Raw genomic sequence first — 26173 nt, 5'->3', positions numbered from 1 at the left:
TCTTGGTAGATGTTAATTTTTTTAAGATTTTTGACAGCATCTATTAAAAATTAAACCAATTAATTTTCGATTATGAGCGATAACGGAACGATGCAGAAAGAAGAAATATATTCTAAAGTATTAAGAGCGGGAAGACGCACGTATTTCTTTGATGTTAGAGCAACTAAAGCTAATGATTACTACCTGACTATTACAGAAAGTAAAAAATTCACCAATGAAGATGGATCTTTTTACTACAAAAAACACAAAATTTATCTTTACAAAGAAGATTTTGAAGGTTTTGCTGATATGTTAGAGGAAGTAACTTCTTTTATTGTTGATGAAAAGGGAGAAGAAGTAATTAGCGAGCGCCATCAAAAAGACTTTAAGAAAGAGTATGACAGTGATGATGAAGAAAAACCTGCTGAAAAATTTACCAATGTAAGTTTCGACGACATCTAAAATATTACTCAAAAGCCGCTAAAATTATTTAGCGGCTTTTTATATACTAACTTATTCTTAATCCGTTCGGAACATTCGCTCCCGGCTGAATAATAGTGACCTCATCACTATTTACAGCTCCCAACAGTAAACATTCACTCATAAAATTAGCAATTTGCTTTTTAGGAAAGTTAACTACAGCGATAGTTTGTTTTCCCAGTAATTCTTCTTTGGTATAACGTTTCGTGATTTGTGCAGAAGTTTTTCTGACTCCTATTTCCTCCCCAAACTCAATTTTTAATTGATACGCCGGTTTTCTTGCTTCCGGAAAATCGCTCACTTCAATGATAGTCCCTACACGCATATCTACTTTAGCAAAATCTTGCCAAGTTAATTTATTATCCTCCATGCTTTCTTTATTAGATTAAATTTCAACTGAAACAACTTCAGTAATTCTTCAATTTTTAGTAATTTGTTGTTCAAATTTAAAATAATAATGGCAAGAACATATTCTATAGATATAGATTTAGGAACAAAAGCACCTGAGTTTGAACTTCGGGATACCGTCACCAATAACTTAGTGAACCTTTACAATGTAAGAGGTGAAAAAGGAACCGTGGTGATGTTTATTTGTAATCATTGTCCGTTTGTAAAACATGTGAATGAAGAAATTGTAAGACTGGCCAACGATTACCGTGTATTAGGTTTTGGTTTTGTAGCTATTTCTAGCAACGATGTTGAAAATTACCCGGACGATCACCCTAAACTCATGCACGAAAATGCAAGAAAACATAACTTCACTTTCCCGTATCTATATGACGAAACCCAAGAAGTAGCCAAAGCTTATCAAGCCGCTTGCACTCCGGACTTCTATGTTTTTGATGCTGACTTAAAATTGGTCTATCACGGACAACTGGATGACTCCCGACCTCAAAACGGAATCCCTGTTACCGGAAGGAGCATTCGGGAAGCTTTAGATGCTATTCTAAATAACCGAAAAGTAGCCGAAATACAAAAGCCAAGCTTGGGATGTGGCATTAAATGGAAGCCCGAAAATTAGCATCAGTTAATCTTATGCTAAAGTAACTCAAAACAATACTTCATTTGGAAATAGCCACGTTATATTCTTTAATTTTATAGAATAATAAAAAAATTGAACTATTATGAGCGAGTTAAGATTAGGCGATACCGCCCCAAATTTTGATGCGGAAACCACCAAAGGAAAATTAAATTTTTATGATTATTTAGGAGATAGTTGGGGAGTGCTTTTTTCTCACCCTTCAGATTATACACCGGTTTGTACTACAGAATTAGGAACTGTAGCAAACTATCAATCAGAATTTGATAAGCGAAATACTAAAGTAATTGCACTAAGTGTAGACGATTTAGAATCGCACAAAGGTTGGGTAAAAGATATTGAAGAAACCCAAAACGTAAAGTTGAATTACCCAATTATTGCTGATGAAGATAAAAATGTTTCCAGCCTTTACGGTATGATTCATCCTAATGAAGACAACAAAGCAACCGTAAGGTCTGTATTTATCATCAGCCCTGATAAGAAAGTAAAATTAACAATCACCTACCCGCCAAGTACAGGAAGAAATTTTGAAGAAATCCTTCGAGTGATTGATTCTTTACAATTAACAGCCTATAAAAAGGTGGCTACTCCAGCCAATTGGAAAAAGGGAGAAGATGTGGTGATAAGCCCGTCGGTTTCTAATGAAGAAGCTGAAAAATTATTCCCTAAAGGTTTTAAAGAAGTAAAGCCTTATTTAAGAATGACTTCCCAACCGGAAGATTAATTTGCAACAAATTTAATCAGCGTCATTCTTTTAAAAAGCAAAAACCTCAAAGTGAATACTTTGAGGTTTTTCTATATAAATAACTCGATTACTATTTAGCTTCCACTAATTCTACGTCAAAAACCAAAGTAGCATTAGGAGGAATTACGCCACCTGCTCCTTGTGCTCCATAACCTAAATGTGATGGAATAACGAAACTTGCTTGATCGCCTTCAGAAAGTAATAAAATACCTTCGTCCCAACCTGCAATCACATGACCTACACCAACAGGAAATTCTATAGGTTGATTTCTTTTAAAAGAAGAATCAAATACAGTTCCATCCGTTAATTTTCCGCGGTAATGAACTTTTACAGGTTTTCCTTTTTCCGCTTGCTTTCCTTCTCCTTTTTTAGTGATTTTATAAAACAAACCACTATCGGTTTTAGTAAAACCTTCGGTTAGTTGAGCTAAAGCTTCTTCTTCTCTTTTTTTGGTTTCCGCTTCGCGTTTAGCTTTTTCAGCATTAAATTTTTCAAAAGCTTTGGCTGCATCAAAGTTTTCAGCATCTTCTCCTACTCTTTCTATGCTTAGGCTTTCTATTTTATCACCTTGTGCTACTTGATCTACGATTTCCTGACCTTCCACAACTTCACCAAATACGGTATGTTTACCATCTAACCAAGGAGTTTCTACGTGGGTAATAAAAAACTGACTCCCATTCGTACCAGGTCCTGCATTGGCCATGGAAAGAATTCCCGGTTTATTGTGTTTTAACTCAGGATGAATTTCATCATCAAATTGATAGCCCGGTCCACCGGCTCCGGTTCCATCAGGATCGCCACCTTGAATCATAAAATCTGGGATTACTCTGTGAAACGATAATCCATCGTAATAAGCTTCTCCTTCTTTTTTAGCGTCATTGGGCTGGTTACCTTCCGCTAGAGCCACAAAGTTACCTACTGTTCCCGGCGTTTTATCGTGATGTAACTTAACTAAAATTTCTCCTTTTGAAGTATTGAATTTTGCGTATAATCCGTTTTCCATTTGTCTATTTTTTGAAAAGACAAAGATAAAACTTCATTAGCCATCTTCCTAATGAGATATAAAAACAAAAAACCGAACATATGAATGCTCGGTTTTTATATAATAATATAAAAATTACTCTATAATTATTAATTTTTGATACACTTCGTTATCAGAGGTAAAAATATTTAAAATATAATTCCCCTGTGATAAATTAAGTGCATTTATATTAATAGAACCTTCACTATAATTTTGGGAAAACCTTGTTTGCCCGGTTAAATCATAAACTTCTATCTTTTCAATTATAATATTATTTATGTTATTCAGTAAATCTACAGATATACTTTCTCCCATATTTTTTGGATTAGGAGTAACCGATACATCTTCAGTTGCCATCCGACTGGTTTTCGATGAATTACATTGGGTTATAGCTCCCGACCAAGACCCAAAATCGTTTCCGCAGTCGTTCTCTACTTGTACACTTACCGCAAAATTATCATAATCATTTTTAGGAATACCTAACCTTAATATATTTCCTTCCTCATATGCCTGTATACTCGGAAAGTTAATAGGATATAGCCATTGATAACTTACGAAGTTTGAGGTTGAATTTGCTTTAAACACGAGATAATGATATTTAATATCACAGTATTCTTCTGAAGTTAAGCGTTGAACCCCAACTTTTGGACTTCCCACAAAAAGTTTTTTAGTCTTTACCATCACGCTTCTACAAAACTCACTACCCATTCTGGCTTGAAGAGTTACATAGCCTGTTTCTTCGCCAATAGCAGTAAGACTAATGCTTTGATTATGGGTTTGAGAACTCACCAAATCACCTCCCTCTATAACAGACCAACTAGTGAATATTGATCCATTGCATTATCGGAAAGCTGGTATGTATTTGTATCACATATAGTAGAATTACCTTCAATACTAGGGTCAATATCACAGAAAAGGGAACAATCAAAAAATTTAGGATCATTTTCCAACTCATCTGCCAACCAATTTCCATTACGGGTATTAAAAGAAATATGTACTTCGTTAATGTAAGAATCATTGTAGGAGGTCGCAAAATTAACAAAAGGTATATTTTTAGGAGCTGCGGGAGGTGCCGTTGCCGCATAAATAGTTAGATAATCATTATCTGTTAACGTGACATCACCTTCTCCTAGATCTAAAGCACTTGTAGTAGGTACAAAAGAAAAAGACTCTTGCATATTCCCTTCTATACTATATTGAACAAGAGCACTTTGATAACTATCATTATCGATACTTACCGGGGTATTATATTTACCTCCCGTATAATAGTCAAAAGGAAGTGTATTGGAGGGAGAATTAAAGTTTTCATTGGTAATATGTACAGTAATAGGAATAGCCAAACTACTTTTTTTGTATAGGACATAAAGCCCCTATAAATCTGTTCACTACCACTTTGAGGGAGTGCTCTTGCCCAAAAATCTGCTTTAATTTTATTGCTTCCCGGTAAAATTCCTAGTAAAAATCCGGGTTCATAAGTAATTGTTGCCGTACTGGTCCATAAAATTGTGTTAGCAAGCGGATAAACAGTCAGTAATAAATCTGAAAGCCAGCCACTACGTACACTACCTTTCACCTTAAACAATTGATCACCGGGGTTAAAGGGTTGGGGAGAGGCACAATTATTACCATTACTAAGTGCTATATTTCTGGTTTGTTGGGGGTAGCCCATTTGATTCAATTCATTTTGCCATGCTTCATGCACCTGGTTATCAACTTGGTAATTATTATTCACATAATTTTTAAGCATTTGCTTGGCAGAATAAGCATCAAACATGGTTTGTACATCGTAGAGTATGGCAGCACCATCTGCGATACCTACTATAAGATTTTCCAGCAATGGAGATTTTACAAATTGTTTATACACATGCCTATCTAAATATTGAAAGCCCAAAGGTATATTAGCCCCTTGGTGTGGGGCATCGTGACTGACATATAACGATGTATCGTGATCTTGATTGGGGTCGTTCTCCATATCTTTAAGCGCATAACGAGCTGCCAGCCCCCCCATACTTTGGCCCAAAACCACATTTTGGTTATTGCCGGTTTTTTCTTGGTTTACATAGTTAATCACTTCTTCCAGTACATAAGCATTACGCTGAATGGGCGCAAAACTATCGTCCCAGTTGACATAAATAATATCGTAAAGGTCTAGGGTGTTAGGTAAATCTCCTGCATATAAATTAATATTTTCTAATAATTGAAACATATTATTAATCCCATATATACTTTCCGGTTCGAGAATAGCAGGATCAAAACCTTCCGCTATGATCAAGGGATTTTGGAGCCCGTCCCCATGCCGATCTATAATCTGTAAGCTGGCCGTACCGGTCACGCCTAAATAACTTTTAGTGGCAGCAATTTGTTCGGTATCATATTCATCTTGCTGCTCTTCCATTGTGTGATTGGCTTTAAAAATCATTTTGGTATGGGCTTCCAATACTTCCCCATTGGTAAGACGTAACCTAAACCGCCATGTGTACATCCCCTCTTGGTCGTATTTTACCTGAATGGGAGTATCATAACTTATGTTTTGGTACCCCTTGCCATCATCAAAATTAGCACTAATGCTTTGTACCGTACTTTTTTGATTGGTATAAAATAAGTTTTCCGGCAAACTAATATTGGCGGTTAAGCCTTGTACCTTCATCACCGGGGCACTCATGGCAAAAGTCGGTTTAACCTCGTAGGGGTTTTGCCAAATCCCGTTACGATATACATCGTGTATTTGGTCATTTTCTATCCTTATTTTTTCTTTAGCGAGTGCAGTAGCAGCTATTTTCGCATACTTATAATACAAACCGCTTAACACGATATGAGGGGTAAAAGTAACTGTCTGATTATGTAGTTGACGTAAATTGTTCCACCGGCTTTTAAATTCTTCGGGATTATACATATATTCTTTATCACGTTTTACCTGAGCCATCAACAAAGTATTGTATATTTCTTTGTAAATCCCTAAATGTACGGCATTAGTATCGGTGACCTTACCATTATAGGCCGCCAAGTCAGTAAACTCAAAAGCATAGTCCAGCAATAAACCGTGAGGGACCCGGTTTTTCTCCAAAGGCTCAAAAATATGGTTGATTTTCTCGGCAAATTCGGTATTGATTTCCCGGTTATCGTCTTTTTGAGCATACAGCATACTGCAAAATAGCAGCAAGCTTACAAGTAATGTTTTTTTCATCATCGTAGGTTTTTAATTTAATTTAATTTAAAATCACTCCTTCCTTTGGGGAGGTTAGGAGGGGCTAATTATTCTGTAAAATTCATATCAAAACGACCTTCTCGTATTTCTACCACTTCCCCATCTTCATTAACGGCATCGAACCAAAACGTGCCCGAAACAATATGGTTTTCAAAATCCAGTTTGGTAATCGTCATTTCTCCAGTCACCTCTGGAGTTGTTAAATATTGGGTCTCTGTATAAGGTTCTGAAGTATAATAATTATACCCACCCCCCTTACCAAGGTCATCATCAGGAAACCTCGAGGTATCCAATAAATAAGTTTGATTTTCTGCTATTTGAGAATTTTTAGTAAAGAGGTTGACAGCCCTTAATATATTGCCATTGCTATTAGTAAATTTAAGTCCGAAATAATACCCACCATCCACATATTGGTAAAAACAGTTTTTGTTACCGGCAAGGCCACCGCCTTTGGGCAAAAAAGCCTCACCATTTACCAAACAGCCTACGGTATTGGATCCAGTCTGGGTAGCTTTAGGCAATTGTTCTATTGGATCCTGAGAACCTTGATCATCATCTTTGTCGCAGGCAGTAAAAAAGAAAATACATAGCAAGAAATAAACTAATTTTTTCATAAAGCTTAAAGATTTTTTAATTCCCCCTAGTAGATTAATTTAATCGTAAGACCACAAGTTAAAGTGAAAAAAATCGGTTCTCGATACAATTTTGTTTCGTTTCACTGCCCAAAATCACTCGAACTGACAAATTTCTAATTTTTTAATGCTCTAGGAGTTTAAAGATAGTAAAAAAACGGTTACGTATATTATCTTTAAGTTATCCCTTCCCTTTGGGGAGGTTAGGAGGGGCTAATTATTCCGTAAAGTTCATATCAAAACGACCTTCTCGTATTTCTACCACTTCCCCATCTTCATTAACGGCATCGAACCAAAAAGTGCCCGAAACAATATGGTTTTCAAAATCCAGTTTGGTAATCGTCATTTCTCCGGTTATTTCACTAGTGGTTGAGTATTCTTCAAAATTAGAAGCGGTATAGTTTAAATACCCACTCCCTCTACCATCCTCACTATTAGAGTAGAAAGGCTGTGAGTTTAATTGATATATTTGATTTTCATCAATTGTCGCATTCTTAGTTGCTAAAATAACAGACTTAACTTCTAGACCTGATGAGGATGAATTTGAAAATTGCATTCCAAAATAATACTCACCATCTACATATTGGTAAAAACAGTTTTTGTTACCGGCAAGTCCACCACCTTTGGGCAAAAAAGCCTCACCATTTACCAAACAGCCTACGGTATTCGCTCCGGTCTGGGTAGCTTTAGGTAATTGGTCTATTGGATCGTTAGAGCTTTGATCATCATCTTTGTCACAGGCAGTAAAAAAGAAAATACATAGCAAGAAATAAACCAATTTTTTCATAAAGCTTAAAGATTTTTTAATTCCCCCTAGTAGATTAATTTTATTGTAAGACCACAAGTTAAAGTGAAAAAAATCGGTTCTCGATACAATTTTGTTTCGTTTCACTGCCCAAAATCACTCGAACTGACAAATTTCTAATTTTTTAATGCTCAGGAGTTTAAAGATAGTAAAAAAACGGTTACATATATTATTTTTAAGTTATACCTTGCCTTTAGAGAGGCTGGGAGAGGCTAATTATTCCGTAAAGTTCATATCAAAACGACCTTCTCGTATTTCTACCACTTCCCCATCTTCATTAACGGCATCGAACCAAAAAGTGCCGGAAACAATATGGTTTTCAAAATCCAGTTTGGTAATTCTCATCTCACCAGTTACTTCGGAAGTTGTAGTATATTTTTCAAAGCCTGATGGTCCAGATATAGAATGCCCCCCCCCTCTTCCATCAATATTATTTGTAAAAAAAGGTTGAGAATTCAACAAATAAGTTTCACCTTCTTCAATACTGGCATTCTGTGTTCCTACAACAACAGAATAAGAAGTATCTCCAGAAAAGTCAGAAAATCCCATTTTAAAATGATATCCACCATCCACATATTGGTAAAAACAGTTTTTATTACCGGCAAGTCCACCACCTTTGGGCAAAAAAGCTTCACCATTTACCAAACAGCCTACGGTATTCGCTCCGGTCTGGGTAGCTTTAGGCAATTGGTCTTTTGGATCCTGAGAACCTTGATCATCATCTTTGTCGCAGGCAGTAAAAAAGAAAATAAATAGCAAGAAATAAACTGATTTTTTCATAAAGCTTAAAGATTTTTTAATTCCCTCTAGTAGATTAATTTAATTGTAAGACCACAAGTTAAAATGAAAAAAATCGGTTCTCGATACAATTTTGTTTCGTTTCACTGTCCAAAATCACTCGAACTGACAAATTTCTAATTTTTTAATGCTCCAGAAGTTTAAAGATAGTAAAAAAAACGGTTATCAATATTATCTTTAAGTTATCCCCTTTTATTTATGGAGACTGGGAGGGGATTATTATTCAGTAAAAAGTGTATCAAAGCGGCCTTCCCGTATTTCTAGCACTTTCCCCTCTTCATTAATCGCATCGAACCAAAAGGTACCAGACACAATATGATTTTCAAAATCCAGTTTGGTAATCGTCATTTCTCTGGTTTAGTAGGTATAACTGAATACTGTTAAAAAAAATAGGATACTGAAAAAACAGTATCCTATGCACTTACTTATTATAGTATTACAACTCTAATTAGCGACGTCACTAATAAATTTTATTCGGTAGAGTCGCAGTTCTTCATCTTCATAATCACCATCAAACTCTTCCATGGCTTCATCTATTTTATCGGTTTCGGCTTCTAAGAAATATTCATATAATTCTTCTTGCTGCTCTTCATCTAAAATTTCATCTAACCAATAATTAATGTTCAATTTGGTACCACTATATACGATTGCTTCCATTTCTTTAATAAATTCGGGCATTTCCAATCCTTTAGAACTGGCAATATCAGTAAGTGGTAATTTTCGATCTACGTTTTGAATGATATATAATTTAAGTCCGCTATTGGCTCCGGTAGATTTCACTACCAAATCATCGGGACGCATAATATCGTTATCCTCTACGTATTGAGCAATAAGTTTTACAAACTCCTTTCCAAATTTTTTAGCTTTACCTTCTCCTACTCCATGAATATTAGAAAGTTCTTCAATAGTAACAGGATATTTGGTAGCCATATCTTCTAAAGAAGGGTCTTGAAAAACCACAAATGGCGGAACTTCTTTACGCTTGGCTACTTTTTTACGAAGATCTTTCAGCATTTTCATCAGCTGTTCATCGGTAGCGCCACCTCCTTTTTGGGGCGTATTTATTTTCTCTTGTGAATCGCTTTCATAAATATGGTCTTCTGTCATTTTAAAGGAAGTAGGATTTTTCAAAAACTCCTTTCCTTTATCGGTCAACCGGATAAGACCATAGGTTTCAATATCTTTTTTAAGCAGTCCGGCCACTAAGACTTGGCGAAGGAGCGCCATCCAATAATTGGTATCTCTAGCTTTCCCTTTTCCAAATAACTCAATTTCATCGGTTTTATGCGATTTAATCAAAGCATTCGATTTTCCAATAAGTGTATTGACCACTTCTTTGGCCTTATAGATGGCATTGGTTTTTTTAACTACTTTCAGTAATAATTCAACTTCTTCCTGAGCCTCATGTTGTTTTTTAGGATTACGAACATTGTCATCCATATCGCCACCATCTCCGGTTTCTGTATCAAAATCTTCCCCAAAATAATGGAGAATGAATTTTCTTCTGGAAATAGAAGTTTCAGCAAAAGCAACTACATCTTGAAGCAATGCCTGACCTATTTCTTGTTCTGCAACAGGCTTACCACTCATAAATTTCTCCAGCTTCTCTATATCTTTATAAGCATAAAAAGCGAGACAATGTCCTTCACCACCATCTCTACCAGCACGACCGGTTTCTTGATAGTAGCTTTCGATACTTTTAGGTATATCATGATGAATCACGAAACGCACATCAGGTTTATCGATTCCCATTCCAAAAGCAATGGTAGCTACCACCACATCAATATCTTCCATTAAGAACATATCTTGATGTTTACCTCTGGTTTTACTGTCTAATCCGGCATGATAAGGAACGGCATTAATCCCATTTACCTGCAAGGTTTGGGCGAGTTCTTCTACTTTTTTTCTGCTTAGACAATAGATGATTCCGCTTTTTCCTTCATTTTGTTTAACAAAACGAATAATATCAGCATCTACATTAGCGGTTTTCGGTCGTATTTCATAGTATAAATTAGGACGGTTAAAGGAAGCTTTAAAAACTTCAGCATCACTAATTCCTAAATTTTTCAGGATATCTTCCTGAACTTTCGGAGTTGCCGTAGCGGTTAGAGCAATCATGGGTATATCGTCGCCAATACGTTTAATGATTCTGCGAAGGTTACGATATTCCGGTCTAAAATCGTGTCCCCATTCACTTATACAATGCGCCTCATCTATCGCCAAAAAAGAAATTTTTTGATTTCTAAGAAAATCGATATGTTCATCTTTGGTTAAGGATTCTGGAGCAACGTACAACAACTTTGTAATTCCGTTAGCTATATCGCTCTTTACTTGCTTCGTTTCCGTTTTATTTAGAGATGAATTTAGTACGTGAGCGATACCTTTTTCTGAAGAAATACTGCGAAGGGAGTCCACCTGATTTTTCATTAAGGCAATTAGTGGAGAAACTACAATAGCAGTTCCCTCTTTAATAAGTGCCGGAAGTTGGTAACATAGCGATTTACCTCCACCGGTGGGCATAATTACAAAAGTATCTTTGTTGGAGACAATGTTCTTAATAACATCTTCTTGAAGCCCTTTAAACTGGCTAAACCCAAAATATTTCTTTAATTCTTGATGTAAATTGATTTCTGTCAAACTGATATTTTAGTATTACAATTTTACTACCTTTGTCTATTCTAAAGATACATATTTCTTTAGTTCTCACAAATTCAAATTTAAAAATTAATGCTTCAAAAGAATATACTATCGGTCGCTAAAGAAACCATTTCTAATGAGGCTCGCGCGATTGAAGAATTAATCTCCTTAATTGATGAAGAATTTGCCCAAGCTGTAGAACATATTTATAAGTCTACAGGAAGGGTGGTAATAACAGGAATAGGCAAAAGTGCCATTATTGCCACTAAAATTGTAGCGACTTTAAATTCTACCGGAACCCCTGCCATTTTTATGCATGCGGCAGATGCTATTCACGGTGATTTAGGAACGATTCAAGAAGACGATACCGTGATTTGTATTTCTAAAAGTGGAAATACACCCGAGATAAAAGTATTGGTTCCCTTCATTAAAAATTTCAAAAACACGTTAATAGCGATTACTGCCAATAAAGATTCTTTTTTAGGAAAGCAATCTGATTACGTTTTAAATGCGTATATCGAAAAGGAAGCTTGTCCCAACAATTTAGCGCCTACTACAAGTACGACCGCTCAATTGGTAATTGGCGACGCTTTAGCGGTTTCGCTCTTACATTTACGAGGTTTTAGCAGTAAAGATTTTGCAAAATACCATCCCGGTGGTGCATTGGGCAAAAAATTATATTTGCGCGTAAGTGATATTACTAAGGAAAATGCAAAACCTAGCGTAAGCCCGGAAACACAAATTACGGAAGTTATTGTGGAAATTTCTGAAAAAATGCTAGGCATGACAGCGGTAATCGAGAATGAAAAAATTGTAGGAATTATTACGGATGGTGATTTACGTAGAATGATTACTACTAATAAAGAATTTACCCATTTAGCTGCCAAAGATATTATGAGTAAACACCCTAAGGTGATTAAAAATAAAGCCATGGCGGTAGATGCAATGGAAATGATGGAAGAAAACGGAATTTCACAATTACTAGCGGAAGAGCATGGAAAATATGCCGGGGTAGTACATTTACACAATTTAATTAAGGAAGGAATTATTTAATATGGCTAAAAAACAAAAGAAGAGTGCAGATGAAATGTCTTTTCTTGATCATCTGGAAGAATTAAGGTGGCATTTAATAAGAATGGCAATTGCTGTAGTGATTGCAGGGATTGTTGCTTTTATTGCAAAAGACTTTATTTTTGATGTGATTCTTTTTGGTCCTAAACAACCCGATTTTATTACCTACAGAATTCTCTGTAATGTAGCACAGTCTATTGGGATGGATGAAAGCTTTTGCTTGACCGAAATACCTTTTAGAATACAAAGTAGAACCATGTCTGGACAGTTTAGTGCACATATGTGGACTTCCATTACCGCAGGTTTTATTATTGCCTTTCCTTATATTATATATGAATTCTGGAAATTTATTGTTCCTGCCCTTCATGAAAATGAACGAAATGCTTCTAAAGGGTTTATATTTATTTCTTCCTTACTTTTCTTTATTGGAGTCTTGTTTGGTTATTATGTAATCTCCCCACTTTCCATTAATTTTTTAGGGAGCTATCAAGTAAGTAAAGAAGTTTTTAACGACATAGATTTAAGTAGTTATATGGGATTGGTAAGGTCCTCTGCTTTAGCCAGTGGAGTTGTTTTTGAACTTCCCATCATCATATTCTTACTAACAAAAATAGGATTAGTAACCCCTGAAATTTTAAGGCAATATCGCAAATTTGCTTTGGTAGGTATCTTAATTATATCTGCTATAATTACCCCTCCCGATATTACCAGTCAAATCGTAGTGGCAATTCCTGTTTTAATTTTATATGAAATAAGTATTTTCATATCTAAAATTGTATTGAGAAAACAAAGAAAAAAAGAAATTGAAGAGAAAAATATCACTAAAAACCCTAATTAAATGATAGATCAAGTTGATGAGTTTAATGCTTATCGCCAAAAGATGAATGACAAATTGCTAGGTGAAAACAATAAAGTTTTAAAACGTATTTTCAACCTAGATACCAATTCCTTCACAGAAGGAGCCTTAGATAAAAAAACAAAAGAATTGCTTGGCTTGGTGGCTTCTTTAGTATTAAGGTGTGACGATTGTGTAAAATATCACTTAGAGTCCAGTCATAAATCTGGCGTTAATAAAGAACAGGTTATGGAAACCTTGAGTATTGGCACATTAATTGGAGGAACTATCGTCATCCCACACTTACGCCGAGCTTACGAATACTGGGAAACTTTAGAAAATAAAAAATAAATGAATGGCGGTGTCTCTGCCGCCTTCTTATAGTCTAGCCATATGAAGTTAAGTGCAGAAAATCTTGTAAAATCATACAAAGGAAGAGAAGTTGTAAAAGGTATCTCTGTAGAAGTGAACCAAGGGGAAATCGTAGGATTGCTAGGCCCCAACGGAGCTGGAAAAACCACTTCTTTTTACATGATTGTTGGCCTTATAAAACCTAATAAAGGACATATTTACCTAGACAAAACAGACATCACCAAATTCCCGATGTATAAACGTGCCCAAAATGGAATTGGATATCTCGCCCAAGAGGCTTCGGTTTTTAGAAAATTAAGTATTGAGGATAATATTATGAGTGTTCTCCAATTGACCGATCTTTCTAAAAAAGAAAGGGAAGAAAAAATGGAAAGCCTTATTGATGAATTCAGCTTAGGGCATATCCGTACGAACCGCGGAGATTTACTTTCGGGAGGAGAACGTCGAAGAACCGAAATTGCCCGTGCCTTGGCAACCGACCCAAAATTTATTTTGCTAGATGAACCTTTTGCCGGTGTAGATCCTGTAGCGGTAGAAGATATTCAACGAATTGTAGCCCAGTTGAAAAACAAAAATATCGGTATTTTAATTACCGACCATAACGTACAGGAAACCTTAGCCATTACAGACAGGACTTACCTGATGTTTGAAGGAAATATATTAAAACATGGTATTCCTGAAGAACTTGCAGAAGACCAAATGGTAAGAAAAGTGTACTTAGGTCAAAACTTCGAATTAAGAAAAAAGAAACTTTTCAATTAGTCACATCGACTAATAAAGTTAGTAGTATTCAGTTGAGAGCAACAAAAAGTCACTTCGAGTGTTTTTTGGTAATGAAATAGAGAAAAAATGTATCGAGAAGTTAAACTAACCTGAGTTTGATCTAAGAAAATTTCGGAGACTGAGTGAAATCTTTGCAAAAGATTTTGTAACGAAGTTTCCATTTTGGTAGCATTTCTATTCAAATTTTCCTTGAAAATTCACTCAATGATCCAAAATACCTGCGAAAAACTTTTATACCGCACTAAGCTTAAACTAAGATGACAGTGGGCATATTATTCAGCTTTATTACTTTCGATTCTATTATCGAAGTGATAACAGAAATTAAGTAGTTTTCGACTCCGCCTACCTAATCTACCTGCAAGCTCTAACTGAAATCATGATTTAAATAATTACCAGAAAAAAATAGTTCCTCCCCTTAGTAAGGAAAGGTGGGTTTTTCAACAATAGTTGAAAAAGTCGGAAGGGTTAAAACTTATTTATCTTTCTTAGCATAAGCCTTCCAATAAGCGAATAAAGCTACCAAGGAAAGCATTAACCAAAAGAAATCTATAAAAAATAAATCGAACTTTCCTTCTTGGTAATTTTGCCAAAAACCGATTCCGGTAGAAAGTTTGGAAGCAATAGGAATGCCCAACCCAATAATAGCACCTGAAAGTAATGAATATTTAGTAGTCAACTTATAATTTTTCAGCCATACAAAGCCTATACTCACCACCAACCAAGCGATAAAGAAAAAAGAATAAATATCACTTTGTGAAGAAAGTACTTTTGTTTTTACTAAAATGAACAATATAGCAATGAGTGGATACATACTCATACAAACCGCCATATAAATATTTACCAATTGAAAATTGAATTTCCTTTTTCTTTCGGGAACACTCTTTTTATCACGGGCTACTTGCCATATAATAATTCCAGACACGATGATAAAACATCCAATAATCCCTAAAATAAAATAAAGTACCCTTATAGCATAATTCCCGTAATCCCCTATATGCAAGCGGTATAAAACGGTTTTTACAACATCTATATAAGAAGCATCTTGATACGGACCTTTTTCAGATACAACTTCACCAGTGTATGCGTCATATTTTATTTCACCTAAACCGGTGAATTTAGAACTATAATCCAATCTTCCCGACACGGTAACTTTCATCGATTTATCCCCATAATTATTGATATGGACTTTTTCAACTACAAAATCGTCCCATTTGGCAGCGGTTTCTTTTACAAAAGCATTGATATTAACCCGTTCTTCCCCTTCTTCTTTTTGATAGTTGAATTCTTCCGCAGGAAAAGAATAACCTAAATTTTGATATAACTGAGTTTGGTTACCATCGTACAAAACACTTACTAAAGGCCCCAATAACACTGCTTTTATCATAAAGAAAGCACCTGTAACCGCAAACACCAACTGAAAAGGCAAGCCAATTGTACCCAAAGCAGTATGCGCATCGGTCCATAGTGTTTTTAATTTACTCCAAGGACGGAAGATATAAAAGTTAGAAACGATTTTTTTCCAATGCACCAAGACCCCGGTAATAATTACAAATACAAAGAAAAGCGCTACAAAACCTGATAAATAATAACCAAATGGATAGGGAATCTGAGCGAAGAAATGTAAACGATACAGAAATTCACCTAAGCCATAACCTTCTACATAACTATTTTCTTGAAAATTAAAATTGTTTAAATAAATATAACCGCCCGGTTTTGCATCAATAAGCGTCGAATCTTTAACCGGACCTAAATTTACACCCATTTTATATTCATCACGGCTATTGTTGAAGCTAATATCCCGGCTATACAATTGATAATTTTCAGCTAAGCTATCAATCGCCCGATTAAAATTAACCTCTTCCGGCTTTTGTTGATAAGCGGAAGTATTATTTTCCCAATTCACTATTTCATCCCTAAAAAAGGAAAAAGAACCCGCAAAAAAAATCACATACAATAACGCACTAATAATGATTCCGCTAATGGTATGCAGATTAAAAAAGATATTGTAATCACGGTTTTTCATAGCTTTATAGATAATATTTTAGATAAACCGGAATTAAAAAAATGAAACTTAATAGAAGGTAAAGCCCCCAAACTTTCCATCCGTTTTTTGCCAAAAAAGCTAGGATCATCAAGCCGGGCCATAAAATAAAGCCACTAAAAGCCATCGTCATGATTAATTCATCTTTCGGAATTATTAACGATAAACATAAATGTACAGCCAAGGTTAAGAGATAGCCACCCAAAATAGCAGCGGTCACCTTTAAGGTTTTATGTAAAGTAGACTGGGTTAAATGCTTTTTATTGGCTGGCATAAGCTATAAAAGTATTTCTAAAAGAAAACAAACCACGAGAACACTAAGCAGTTCATAAAATTTAAAGATTCTTAAAGGAGTAAAAAGGATGATAAAGCTTCCGGCAATAGTTATGGCAATTATGGAAGAAAAAATTCCTACCCCAAGATTAAAGAGATACATAAAAAGAAAACTCCCCAACAGCATGAAGAATATCCCCATGAAATTAGCTGGTTTCTCATTGTCTTTTAACCACCATTCCCAACCAAAAACAGGTTTAAACTTCGTTTTTTCTGAAGTTAAATAACAGGCATAAAAACCTATACTTATCAATAGAATGGCGAGACTAATCATCACTTATTTTTTCAGTTGAATAGCATAGGTAGCGCAATGCCAAATAAACTCATAGTCTTTCCCTTTAAAGGTACCGGGAACTTTTTCATTAAAAGTGGTTTCAACCGTATAAAGTGTATCCCAAGGAAGTTGAAAACTTACTTTACCATGTTCATCCGTGGTCATTTTTTTGCTCCAAAGGTCAGCCACGTAAATACTTACTTCATTTTCAGCTAAAGGCTTTCCTTTATAAAACACTTGTAAACTTACCTCAGCATTTTTACTGTTATGTTCTTTAGAAAGTTCTACAATTTCAATCCCGTCAAGATTGGTTTTCTTAATTTCTTCGCTTTTTTCTCCTACTGCTACCCTCGCTTTTGCATGGTATTGCGGCTTAAAAATACCAAAGTCATATTGGGTATAATCCAACACTTTCATATCTTTATTATCTAAAGCCAAGGTATAGCTTCCTTTTTCTGAAGGAATAAAAGAAGCGAGGTAATAATTATCTTCCACACTAACATTCAGTCTTTGTTTTTCTCCATTGGGTGCAACCATCCACAACTCAAAATCTTTCACTCCTTGAAAAGCTTCACCTTCCACTTCTTCAAGTACCCCGTAGGTATATTCCCCAAAACGGACTTTCACTTCGTGCTTCTCTCCTAGTTTTCCATTGGGAGAAGTTTCTAACCAAATGTAATGGGCAAAAGAATTAGCACTGATGAATAGCAGCAGAATAAAAAAGATATTTTTCATTTATTTATAATTAATCTAATTTAACGTGAAGCAAAAATAAAATTATTCATCTGAATATAAAACGATGAACACTTATTTTTTAGAATAATTATAAATAGTAGAAATTAACACCCAATACTCTTTGTATATTCCTAAAAAAAAGGAAGGTTTTTATAGTTTACAAAACTACCCTGTAACCTCTCCTCTTTTAAAGGGAAGGTGGTCTCTGTAGCCATCGCAAAAGAAATAAGAAGAGATTGTAAATCACTCCTCTTTCTTCAACGTAGAATTAAGAATGAGTGACAATAACACATAACTAATAATGATGATAGGCAAAGCTATAAACTGTAAGAAGATAATCATCACCAAAGCGAAGAACAGAAAGAAAAACCTGAACCAATTCTCTTTTAAGTTGAAATTTTTAAATTTTAAAGCAAAAAGTGGAATTTCAGCATTCAGCATAAAACAGCTTAAAATAGTGATCACTACCAAAAACCATTTGTTAAGAATGATTTCTACAATCCATGCTTCTGGTTGAAAAATTAGAATTAATGGTAAACTCAAAATAAAAATAGCATTCGCAGGTGTAGGTAATCCAATAAAAGAAGAAGTCTGCCTATCGTCAATATTGAATTTTGCCAAACGATAAGCTGAACCCAAGGTAATTAATAAACCTATAAGCGCAAATACAGGAAAGTTGATGTCAAAAACCCCTGGGCTGTTCCAATCTTTTGGGATACTGGTTTCGTAACTTATCGATCTTTTCAATAATTGAAACATAGCTATCCCAGGAACCAAACCACTAGTAACCATATCTGCCAAAGAATCTAACTGTAAGCCCAATTCACTTTGCACTTTTAAACTCCGCGCTGCCAAGCCATCAAAAAAATCAAAAAATATCCCCAAGCCTACAAAAATAGCGGCAGCTACTAAATTGTTCTGCATGGCCATAATTACTCCAACACAACCGGACAATAAATTTAATAAGGTAATAATATTGGGAACTTGTTTCTTAAGCATTGGGTTAGTTTTTATAAGCTAATGTAGAAAAAACTATTCAAACACCTTCTACGTATAACAATATATAAACAGAAGTAGAGTTTATATTATAAATTTATTAAGATATTTGCGCAAAATTTTGATTGGTGAGAAGTAGATTACTCTTTATTTTTATTTTACTGGGTCCTATCCTATTCGCACAAAGTGTTAGAAAGTATTCTAATGAGTTTATGAATATTGGTGTAGATGCAGCTGCATTTGGGATGGCTAATTCTGTCGTGGCAACGACTAACGATGTGAATGCTGCCTATTGGAATCCTGCCGGTTTAATGGAATTGGAAGACAACCAAATCTCTTTAATGCACGCGAGTTATTTCGCGAATATCGCTAATTATGATTATATCGCGGGAGCAATGCCGCTAGATCGGGAAAGTGCCGTGGCTTTTAGCGTCATTCGTTTTGGAGTGGACAATATCATGAACACCACCCAACTTATTGAAGAAGACGGACAAATTAACTACGATAACATTAGTTACTTTTCTGCAGCAGATTATGCGTTTACCTTATCTTATGCTCGTAATTTACCGTTAGAAGGCTTTCGCTACGGAGTGAATGCGAAAGTGATTAGAAGGGTGATTGGTAAGTTTGCCAATTCTTGGGGTTTTGGTTTTGATGCTTCCATTCAGTTTGAAGGAGATAATGGTTGGAAATTTGGGGCTATGGCGCGAGACATTACCACAACCTACAACACGTGGAGCATTGATGAAGACGAATATAGCAGTGTTCAAGGTGCCATTGAAGGTCAAAATCAGGAATTACCGGAAACTACCGAAATCACCATTCCTAAGCTACAATTAGGAGTAGCGAAAACTTTTACCATTCATTACGATTTTGATATCAAAACCGAATTGGATATGCATATGCGCTTTGCACAAACTAATGATATTATCTCTACCTCATCGGTAAGTGCGACACCGTCTTTTGGTTTTGAAGTAGGCTATATCGATTTGGTCTATTTGCGTGGTGGTGTAGGGAACTTTCAAAATGTAGAGCAATTTGATAATTCTACCAAAGTAGGTTTTCAACCGGGATTTGGGGTTGGATTCCAATACAAAGGTATTCATTTAGACTATGCCTTTACCGATATTGGCGACCAAAGTGTAGCCTTATATTCCAATGTATTTTCCTTAAAAATAGATTGGTCCTTATTTAGGTAAAACAAATCCAATGAAATGCAATTACTTTGCTAACTTTGAAACCCAATTGATTTTCTTTTTGGTATGAAAAATTTACTCTTCGCCTTATTAAGTGGATTGTTATTAGCTTTTGGCTGGCCTACCTATGGTTTTCCTTTACTTTTATTTTTTGGTTTTGTCCCTCTTTTATTTGTGGAATCTAAACTTCGAAACAAAAGTTCCTGGAAAATTTTTGGTTTAGCATACCTCAGCTTTTTCATTTTTAATATCATTACAACGTATTGGATTTATTACTCGACCGCTTTCGGGATGTGGTTTGCCATACTGGCAAATACATTATTAATGAGTTTGGTGTTTATTATTTACCACAAAATCGCCCGAAAGATTAATTTTACCGGAGCTGCCATTTTTTTTATTTCCCTGTGGATGAGTTTTGAAAAATTGCATTTAAACTGGGAGTTTTCTTGGCCCTGGTTAAATTTAGGAAACGGATTTTCTGAATATTATTCGTGGATCCAGTGGTATGAGTATACGGGAACTTTTGGGGGAACACTATGGGTATTGTTAATCAATTTCAGTATTTATAAAAGTGTACTGTTATTTCTGAAGTATAAAGATAAAACGATTATTTACCGAAGTATCTTAAGAAATTTTCTTTTGATAGGTATTCCCATCGGAATCTCACTTTTTCTGTTTTATGCGGAAGAAGAGCCCGATTCAGAAAAGTTAGAAGCACTTATCCTTCAACCCAACATTAATCCCTATACTGAAAAATACAATACCAACGATAAAAGCATCGGGAAATTACTAGTGCAACTTTCTAAAGAAAAAATAACTGACTCCACCAAGTTAGTCCTCGCTCCCGAAACAGTTTTTGCTGATGGTACGAAGCTTACAAAATTCAAGTATTCTGATGCTTATTATTACAGTAAAGAAATTACCTCAAAGCATCCCAAAACGAATGTATTAGCGGGAATTTCTTTTTATGAAACTATTAATGATAAAGCAAAAACCACTTACCAATCCAATTACTACAAAGAAGGCCTTTGGTTTAACGATTATAATTCAGCATATCTTATCAACCATACGGATTCAGAACAGCTTTACCACAAGTCTAAATTAGTTGTGGGTGTTGAAAATTTCCCTTATCAAACTATCCTAAAACCTATTTTAGGCGATGCTATGATTGACCTTGGAGGAACGGTCGCAATGAAAACCACACAACCTGACCGAGAAGTTTTCACGCTCAATTCTGGTGAAAAAGTAGCTCCGATTATTTGTTATGAATCAATTTATGGAGCTTATGTAAGTGAGTATGTAAAAAATGGAGCGCAGCTATTGGCCATTATTACCAATGATGCTTGGTGGGGAAATACCCAAGGACATCAACAACATTTAAGTTATGCGCGTCTACGAGCTATTGAAACCCGAAAAAATGTAGTAAGAAGTGCCAATACAGGGATTTCTGCTATTATTAATACTAAAGGAGAAATTATCCAGCAATTGGGATATGAAAAGAGAGGAAGCCTTTTAGGAGAAGTTAATTTGAATTCCAGAAAGACCTTTTATGTTAACTATGGCGATTACCTTGCCCGAATAGCTCAATTTTTAGCCGTCGTTTATTTTCTTATCGCACTTACCAGAAGAAGAAACCAAGTTTAGTTTTATGTATGCTATCTGAGAATTACAAAAGAAAATACAGTCAACACTGATCTTTAAGTAATTGACTGTATTTCAATTTGACTTATCATCCAAAGCTTGTCTGTGCTAGGAAGAAATAACGTAAAGAAGCGATGTATATTTTAAAGCTGAGTTCTACAAACGAACAGCTAACGTAGTGAGTTCTTGAGTCAGTGAGTTCAGTAGTAGGCAATAGGCAATAGGTAGTAGGTAATAGGTAGTAGGTAATAGGCAATAGATAGTAAAAAAATTAGAACAGAAAACCCCTTCAACTCCGCTAATTAAGACAGTAAAAAGCGGTAAATAGTATAGAGGTATTGATTATTGGTGAATGGATTTTGGGATTTGCAGTTTATAAAAAAGAATTGATCTGCCATTGGCGAGACCGAACCATTTCGTTAGGTTTTAGAAGTTAATCTTTAGAAGTTAGTTTTACTTTTTCAGTAAACCAAGAGCCTGAGATTATTTTCCGATTCCATTCTATTCAACTTCGACTTCTTTAAGGGAAATCAGGAGGAGCTTGCTTTTATTTTTACTGGCCCCTTAAGAAAATAATTGTACTCAATGTTTTTAATACAATTCGAAGATCTAAAAAAAGATTTCTTCTTTTAATATAATATAAATCATATTGAAGTTTATGTAAACTATCTTCTACGGAAGAGCCATAACTAATACTTACTTGTGCCCAACCAGTTAAACCCGGTTTAATCACATGCCGAATTTCATAAAATGGAATTTCTTTAGCTAATTCCTTTACAAATACCGGACGCTCGGGACGGGGTCCAATCATACTCATCTCCCCTTTCAATACATTATAAAATTGAGGTACTTCATCCAAGCGGGTATTTCTTAGAAACTTTCCAAATTTGGTGATTCTGGTATCATTGGCCTGTGCCCATTGTGCTCCTTTGGACTCGGCATCGGGAACCATCGTCCGCAACTTTAACATCTTAAATTCTTTTCCGTGCCTTCCTACCCTAATTTGCGAATAAAACAAGGGGCCTTTATTAGCTAGTATATTTCCGATTAGAACAAAAGGTATCCCTAGTGAACCTAAAACAATTCCTATAATAGCACAAGAAATATCCGTTAATCTATGAAAAAACAGATAGAGTTTATTTTGATTACTTTTACTAAAGAGAAAATACTTATAGAAATCTTCCCGTAAGTGATCTATAGGTATTTTATCGTTGAGCTCTTCATACACTTGCGTATATTCCCGAATCGGGAAACCTACTTCTAGTAAATCAATCAACTCATCATATAGCTCCTTATTTAATTTATTATTATAGCTAATAGATACCACAACCTCCACCACCATTTCTTGCTCGATAAAGTTTTTTAAGTGCTCTAATGGGATTCGGGGAATATCAATATCAATAACATTAGCATTGTCTTGATTCGTATCTATATAACCACTTACTAAATAATGAGGATCTGCAGATTGAAGATCTTGGGCCAAATCAGCAATATTAAAAGAATCTCCCACAATAATTACTTTTTTATGAAATCTAGGTGAAGAAATAAATTTAATATAAGCGAAGCGCCATATACTTAAAGTTCCCAATAGGGTAAAATAAAATATGACGATTTGAAAACGATTAGCTGGAAGGTTAGGAGTATAAAAAGGAGTTAGTAAATAGAATAAAACTGTAATAGAGCATGCCACCGTAAGGTTTTTAAAGACCTTCAGGTAATCATTTGTTTTTTGCAGATTGTATAACTCAAAAATGGTACAAAAGATAGTAAGGTAAACCGCTAAGAAAATAATCCAAGCCCAATGCGCTTCAGTAAATTTAAAATAATCAAAATCTAAAAAATAACTCACTAATTGTAAACTCCCCAAAACCAAAATTATATCTAAGATTCTGAGAAGTACCTTACGCTCAGATATTTCAAAATATATTTTAGATTTTTTAGCCATTTACCTTTCTTTTCTATTCGCTAAGATAGTTTTTATTTTACTGCAACACGGCCTTCCATTCTTCTTTGACCACCTTCCAATCAAATTGCTTCACTTTTTGTCTAGCTTTTGTTGCCAATTGATTGGCGAACATCGGGTCGTTAATTAAGGCTTTTATCTCCCGTACAAAGGGAACCACTTGCTCTTTTTCTACTAAAATACCGTCCTCTCTATCTGAAATTAAATAAGGTAGCCCTCCTACATTTGTAGAGATAACCGGTAACCCCAAAGCCATGGCTTCAATCACACTAATAGGCGTATTATCAAAATTAGTGGTATTAATAAAAAAATTATACTCTTTAGAAAGCTTTATCCACTCCTTTTTAGAAAGTTTTCCTGTAAACTTTATCCGAAGATTTTTATGCGCTGCCAGTTGTTTACATTTTTCTAAACTACCATCTTTATCCGGACCTATCATACAGAGCTCTGCTTGAGGATAGTCTTTTTTTAGTTCTTCTAAAATTAAAATCGCCAATTGGGGGTTATAAATTTCGCTAAAGGAGCGTACCCACAGAAGTTTTGGAAGTGTAAAAACTCTTTTTTCAAAAGTATATTGAGCTAAGTCAATAGGATTGGGGATATAAGTAAGTTTGCGATACCCCGCTTCTTGAAAAACATTCATTAGATAAGCAGAAGGGGCTATATTCATTTTAGCATTGCCAAATAGTTCCTGCGATTGTTTTTTTGAATGAACCAATCTTTTTGGTAAATCTCCACCGTGTAAGATACATAGATAAGGTAATTGCTTTTTTCGAGCTATTTTTGCAGAAAGATAAGCATACCAAAAATTGGCAGTACTATAGGTATCAATTAGCAAGAAATCTACGTACCTACCTCTCAGCATCACGGCAGAAAGCATCACGAACATTCTTAGCACTTTGTTTTTTTTATCAGAAACCGCAATGACCTCATAGTTTTCCTCTTGTAATTTAGGAGCTAAAAACTCTATAGCTGTAAGAGTTTTCCCGTGCTTAGCCAATTTGTTTCCTAAGTATAGGATTTTTCGATGGTATTTTTTTTGCTTTTTTTTCATAATGTAAGCTTAAGAGGGATAGTCCATAGATATACCCTGGCAAGGCGATGCGCATAGCAGAATGAGAAACTGTTAAAAACCAAAAAATCAAAAAGGGAAAAAAATAAATATTCTTCCGTCCTTGCAGTTTAGTCAATAAAGGAGAACCGATTAAAATCAATAAGGCTAGTATCCCAAAAATCCCATGTTCTGAAAGCATTCGGCTTATTTCGTTATGAGTGGCTATACTGACTCCGAGTTTTTCCCGGTGATAATCATCTACTTTTCCCACTCCCACCCCCAATAGTGGGTGATCTAAAAAGGCCTGATATTCTACTATTAGTAACTGTAATCTCCCAGTTGCTATATTTTCTTTTTCACGCCCTATTGAATCTTTATTTTCATAGCGATTGGCCAACATGCCCCCAGTTTGCAGCAAGGTAAAAAACCATATTCCGATGGTGATGCCTAAGGTTCCCAATAATTTGAGGGTCACCTTGGTTTTGGTTTTTATTCTAGTACGTGTATAAACAAAAAAAGTAAAAGCGGCAGCCATTAAAATCGCAACCAATACCCCTCCTCGGGAAAAGGTTAACAAGGCACGATAAGCCATGGCCACTAAAAAAAACATCATCAGTAAGTGGATCCATTTATTTTTATAGGGAATCAAAAAACGTGTATATAAGATAAATACGCCCAAACCTAAGACCGTTGAAACCTGGTTGGGACCATAACCTCCAGAGAGCGCGGGATTAGAAGCTGCGGAATTAGCAATATCCCCAATATCTCCACTCGGAGTATATAAAAACACATACACGGTCATTGCGATGATGGGGTAGACCATATAATCCAATACCTTCAATAAATCTTTAAAACGGATCCGACGCCCATAACAAAAAAGGGCAGCGGCCGTTAAAGAAAAAGGACCGCTTAAATTAAAAAGAATGGCTTGCCGGAAGCGTTCTTCCACCCCAATTACATGAATGGTAACGAGAATACCGGGAACAAGCAATAAAAAATAAAGCAAATAGGGATAGGATTTTTTTTGAAAACCTCTGTAAAACATGCCGACCAACATTAATAATATTATCGCATATTTCCCAGTTTCATAAAACACCAGGGCCTTGGTCATCCTAAAAAACACTTCTGCTCCCGCCATATAAGCCGCGGCACACAATACCACTACCGTTTTATCCTTAGTTTTCATGATTTGCCAGCCAAAGTACAGTAAAACCAAAGGGACATAGGCCATCATTAAAGGGCGAAAAATACTAGCTAAAAAGCCCAGCCCTACATGAAAGAGAATAGCAAAAAACTGCTTGCGATGGGGGTGAACTGTCTTTATAATGTATTGTTTTTAACGAATTAATTTTTGCTTATGACCTGCAACATATTATATTTTTAAAGATAATAAAAAGCTTTTGTTTAATTTTAGTAGAGTGCTAGCGAAGATAAAATTTTATCGAGCAGCAATTGGTGAGTTTTCAGTGTACAATTGGCAGTAAGTTAGAAGCACAAATGAGTGGTTGAGTTTTTTTTGAAACTTGGTATTTGGCTTT

At 35.3% G+C, this 26173-nt stretch carries 27 protein-coding genes; 9 read left to right on the top strand and 18 right to left on the bottom strand.

What is annotated here, in order from left to right; all coding sequences use genetic code 11:
* Nucleotides 1-72: 72 nt before the first annotated feature.
* Nucleotides 73-441 carry a PUR family DNA/RNA-binding protein gene (locus tag FVB9532_RS12975; protein ID WP_150545609.1) on the top strand — a complete coding sequence of 123 codons (369 nt, stop codon included), beginning with the start codon at nt 73-75 and terminating at the stop codon, nt 439-441.
* A 46-nt stretch (nt 442-487) separates the two neighbouring features.
* Here FVB9532_RS12975 and FVB9532_RS12970 read toward each other — a convergent pair whose 3' ends face one another.
* Nucleotides 488-829 (bottom strand): tRNA-binding protein, encoded by a 342-nt coding sequence (locus FVB9532_RS12970; protein WP_150545608.1) that lies wholly within the window; start codon nt 827-829, stop codon nt 488-490.
* An 87-nt stretch (nt 830-916) separates the two neighbouring features.
* Here FVB9532_RS12970 and FVB9532_RS12965 point away from each other — a divergent pair, with 87 nt between their 5' ends.
* Complete coding sequence (locus tag FVB9532_RS12965; protein WP_150545607.1) at nt 917-1480, top strand: thioredoxin family protein; 564 nt, start codon at nt 917-919, stop codon at nt 1478-1480.
* 103 nt (nt 1481-1583) lie between these two features.
* A complete protein-coding gene (locus tag FVB9532_RS12960; protein ID WP_150545606.1) occupies nt 1584-2222 on the top strand; it encodes a peroxiredoxin in 639 nt (212 codons plus the stop codon).
* Nucleotides 2223-2313: 91 nt separating this feature from the next.
* Here FVB9532_RS12960 and FVB9532_RS12955 read toward each other — a convergent pair whose 3' ends face one another.
* The 9 genes from FVB9532_RS12955 to recQ all read right to left on the bottom strand — a co-directional run bounded on the left by FVB9532_RS12955 (nt 2314) and on the right by recQ (nt 11347).
* Nucleotides 2314-3246: a peptidylprolyl isomerase gene (locus FVB9532_RS12955; protein WP_150545605.1), complete on the bottom strand. Its 933-nt coding sequence runs from the start codon at nt 3244-3246 to the stop codon at nt 2314-2316.
* Nucleotides 3247-3360: 114 nt separating this feature from the next.
* Entirely contained in the window at nt 3361-4053 is a 693-nt protein-coding gene (locus FVB9532_RS12950; protein ID WP_150545604.1) for a T9SS type A sorting domain-containing protein, read from the bottom strand.
* A 14-nt stretch (nt 4054-4067) separates the two neighbouring features.
* A complete protein-coding gene (locus FVB9532_RS12945) occupies nt 4068-4604 on the bottom strand; it encodes a hypothetical protein (RefSeq protein WP_150545603.1) in 537 nt (178 codons plus the stop codon).
* On the bottom strand, nt 4499-6448 hold the full coding sequence (locus FVB9532_RS19525) for a lipase family alpha/beta hydrolase (RefSeq protein ID WP_194716550.1): 1950 nt from the start codon (nt 6446-6448) through the stop codon (nt 4499-4501). Before FVB9532_RS19525 ends, FVB9532_RS12945 begins: the two co-directional genes overlap by 106 nt.
* A gap of 68 nt (nt 6449-6516) precedes the next feature.
* Nucleotides 6517-7083 (bottom strand): Riean_0653 family protein, encoded by a 567-nt coding sequence (locus FVB9532_RS12935; protein WP_150545602.1) that lies wholly within the window; start codon nt 7081-7083, stop codon nt 6517-6519.
* 235 nt (nt 7084-7318) lie between these two features.
* Complete coding sequence (locus FVB9532_RS12930) at nt 7319-7888, bottom strand: Riean_0653 family protein (protein WP_150545601.1); 570 nt, start codon at nt 7886-7888, stop codon at nt 7319-7321.
* A 234-nt stretch (nt 7889-8122) separates the two neighbouring features.
* Nucleotides 8123-8686 carry a Riean_0653 family protein gene (locus FVB9532_RS12925; RefSeq protein ID WP_150545600.1) on the bottom strand — a complete coding sequence of 188 codons (564 nt, stop codon included), beginning with the start codon at nt 8684-8686 and terminating at the stop codon, nt 8123-8125.
* A gap of 237 nt (nt 8687-8923) precedes the next feature.
* The gene (locus tag FVB9532_RS19920; protein ID WP_262714398.1) at nt 8924-9052 is read right to left on the bottom strand and encodes a Riean_0653 family protein; all 129 of its coding nucleotides are present in this window, start codon (nt 9050-9052) and stop codon (nt 8924-8926) included.
* Between the two features lie 96 nt (nt 9053-9148).
* A complete protein-coding gene (gene recQ / locus FVB9532_RS12920; RefSeq protein WP_150545599.1) occupies nt 9149-11347 on the bottom strand; it encodes a DNA helicase RecQ in 2199 nt (732 codons plus the stop codon).
* Nucleotides 11348-11431: 84 nt separating this feature from the next.
* Between recQ and FVB9532_RS12915 the strand changes: the two genes are divergently transcribed.
* Genes FVB9532_RS12915 through lptB form a run of 4 tightly spaced genes read left to right on the top strand, consistent with a single transcriptional unit; the run spans nt 11432 to nt 14381 of the window.
* Nucleotides 11432-12394 carry a KpsF/GutQ family sugar-phosphate isomerase gene (locus tag FVB9532_RS12915; RefSeq protein WP_150545598.1) on the top strand — a complete coding sequence of 321 codons (963 nt, stop codon included), beginning with the start codon at nt 11432-11434 and terminating at the stop codon, nt 12392-12394.
* A 1-nt stretch (nt 12395) separates the two neighbouring features.
* Nucleotides 12396-13250, top strand: a complete 855-nt coding sequence (gene tatC / locus FVB9532_RS12910) for a twin-arginine translocase subunit TatC (RefSeq protein WP_150545597.1) — start codon at nt 12396-12398, stop codon at nt 13248-13250.
* A complete protein-coding gene (locus FVB9532_RS12905; RefSeq protein ID WP_150545596.1) occupies nt 13251-13598 on the top strand; it encodes a carboxymuconolactone decarboxylase family protein in 348 nt (115 codons plus the stop codon).
* Nucleotides 13599-13640: 42 nt separating this feature from the next.
* Nucleotides 13641-14381: an LPS export ABC transporter ATP-binding protein gene (gene lptB, locus FVB9532_RS12900; protein ID WP_150545595.1), complete on the top strand. Its 741-nt coding sequence runs from the start codon at nt 13641-13643 to the stop codon at nt 14379-14381.
* Between the two features lie 493 nt (nt 14382-14874).
* Here lptB and FVB9532_RS12895 read toward each other — a convergent pair whose 3' ends face one another.
* From FVB9532_RS12895 to FVB9532_RS12875, 5 genes are all read right to left on the bottom strand, one after another.
* Nucleotides 14875-16425 carry a PepSY-associated TM helix domain-containing protein gene (locus tag FVB9532_RS12895; protein WP_150545594.1) on the bottom strand — a complete coding sequence of 517 codons (1551 nt, stop codon included), beginning with the start codon at nt 16423-16425 and terminating at the stop codon, nt 14875-14877.
* A gap of 4 nt (nt 16426-16429) precedes the next feature.
* Nucleotides 16430-16717 (bottom strand): hypothetical protein, encoded by a 288-nt coding sequence (locus FVB9532_RS12890; protein WP_150545593.1) that lies wholly within the window; start codon nt 16715-16717, stop codon nt 16430-16432.
* Between the two features lie 3 nt (nt 16718-16720).
* Nucleotides 16721-17050: a hypothetical protein gene (locus FVB9532_RS12885; RefSeq protein WP_150545592.1), complete on the bottom strand. Its 330-nt coding sequence runs from the start codon at nt 17048-17050 to the stop codon at nt 16721-16723.
* Between the two features lie 3 nt (nt 17051-17053).
* Complete coding sequence (locus FVB9532_RS12880; RefSeq protein ID WP_150545591.1) at nt 17054-17785, bottom strand: DUF4198 domain-containing protein; 732 nt, start codon at nt 17783-17785, stop codon at nt 17054-17056.
* Between the two features lie 243 nt (nt 17786-18028).
* Entirely contained in the window at nt 18029-18784 is a 756-nt protein-coding gene (locus tag FVB9532_RS12875) for a CDP-alcohol phosphatidyltransferase family protein (RefSeq protein WP_150545590.1), read from the bottom strand.
* Between the two features lie 125 nt (nt 18785-18909).
* Between FVB9532_RS12875 and FVB9532_RS12870 the strand changes: the two genes are divergently transcribed.
* Nucleotides 18910-19980, top strand: a complete 1071-nt coding sequence (locus FVB9532_RS12870) for a putative type IX sorting system protein PorV2 (RefSeq protein WP_394349660.1) — start codon at nt 18910-18912, stop codon at nt 19978-19980.
* A gap of 63 nt (nt 19981-20043) precedes the next feature.
* A complete protein-coding gene (lnt, locus tag FVB9532_RS12865; RefSeq protein ID WP_150545589.1) occupies nt 20044-21621 on the top strand; it encodes an apolipoprotein N-acyltransferase in 1578 nt (525 codons plus the stop codon).
* 550 nt (nt 21622-22171) lie between these two features.
* Here the strand turns inward: lnt and FVB9532_RS12860 are convergent.
* Genes FVB9532_RS12860 through FVB9532_RS12850 form a run of 3 tightly spaced genes read right to left on the bottom strand, consistent with a single transcriptional unit; the run spans nt 22172 to nt 25821 of the window.
* Complete coding sequence (locus FVB9532_RS12860; protein WP_150545588.1) at nt 22172-23563, bottom strand: exopolysaccharide biosynthesis polyprenyl glycosylphosphotransferase; 1392 nt, start codon at nt 23561-23563, stop codon at nt 22172-22174.
* Between the two features lie 37 nt (nt 23564-23600).
* Nucleotides 23601-24635 carry a glycosyltransferase family 4 protein gene (locus FVB9532_RS12855; RefSeq protein WP_150545587.1) on the bottom strand — a complete coding sequence of 345 codons (1035 nt, stop codon included), beginning with the start codon at nt 24633-24635 and terminating at the stop codon, nt 23601-23603.
* A complete protein-coding gene (locus FVB9532_RS12850) occupies nt 24574-25821 on the bottom strand; it encodes an O-antigen ligase family protein (protein ID WP_228482341.1) in 1248 nt (415 codons plus the stop codon). The genes FVB9532_RS12855 and FVB9532_RS12850 overlap by 62 nt, the downstream gene beginning before the upstream one ends.
* Nucleotides 25822-26173 lie beyond the last annotated feature (352 nt).

Source organism: Mesonia oceanica (genome assembly GCF_902499555.1).
In the GTDB taxonomy this organism is placed as follows: Bacteria; Bacteroidota; Bacteroidia; order Flavobacteriales; family Flavobacteriaceae; genus Mesonia; species Mesonia oceanica.
Note: the sequence above shows the minus strand (reverse complement) of the source record. Positions and strands in the feature narration are given on the sequence as shown.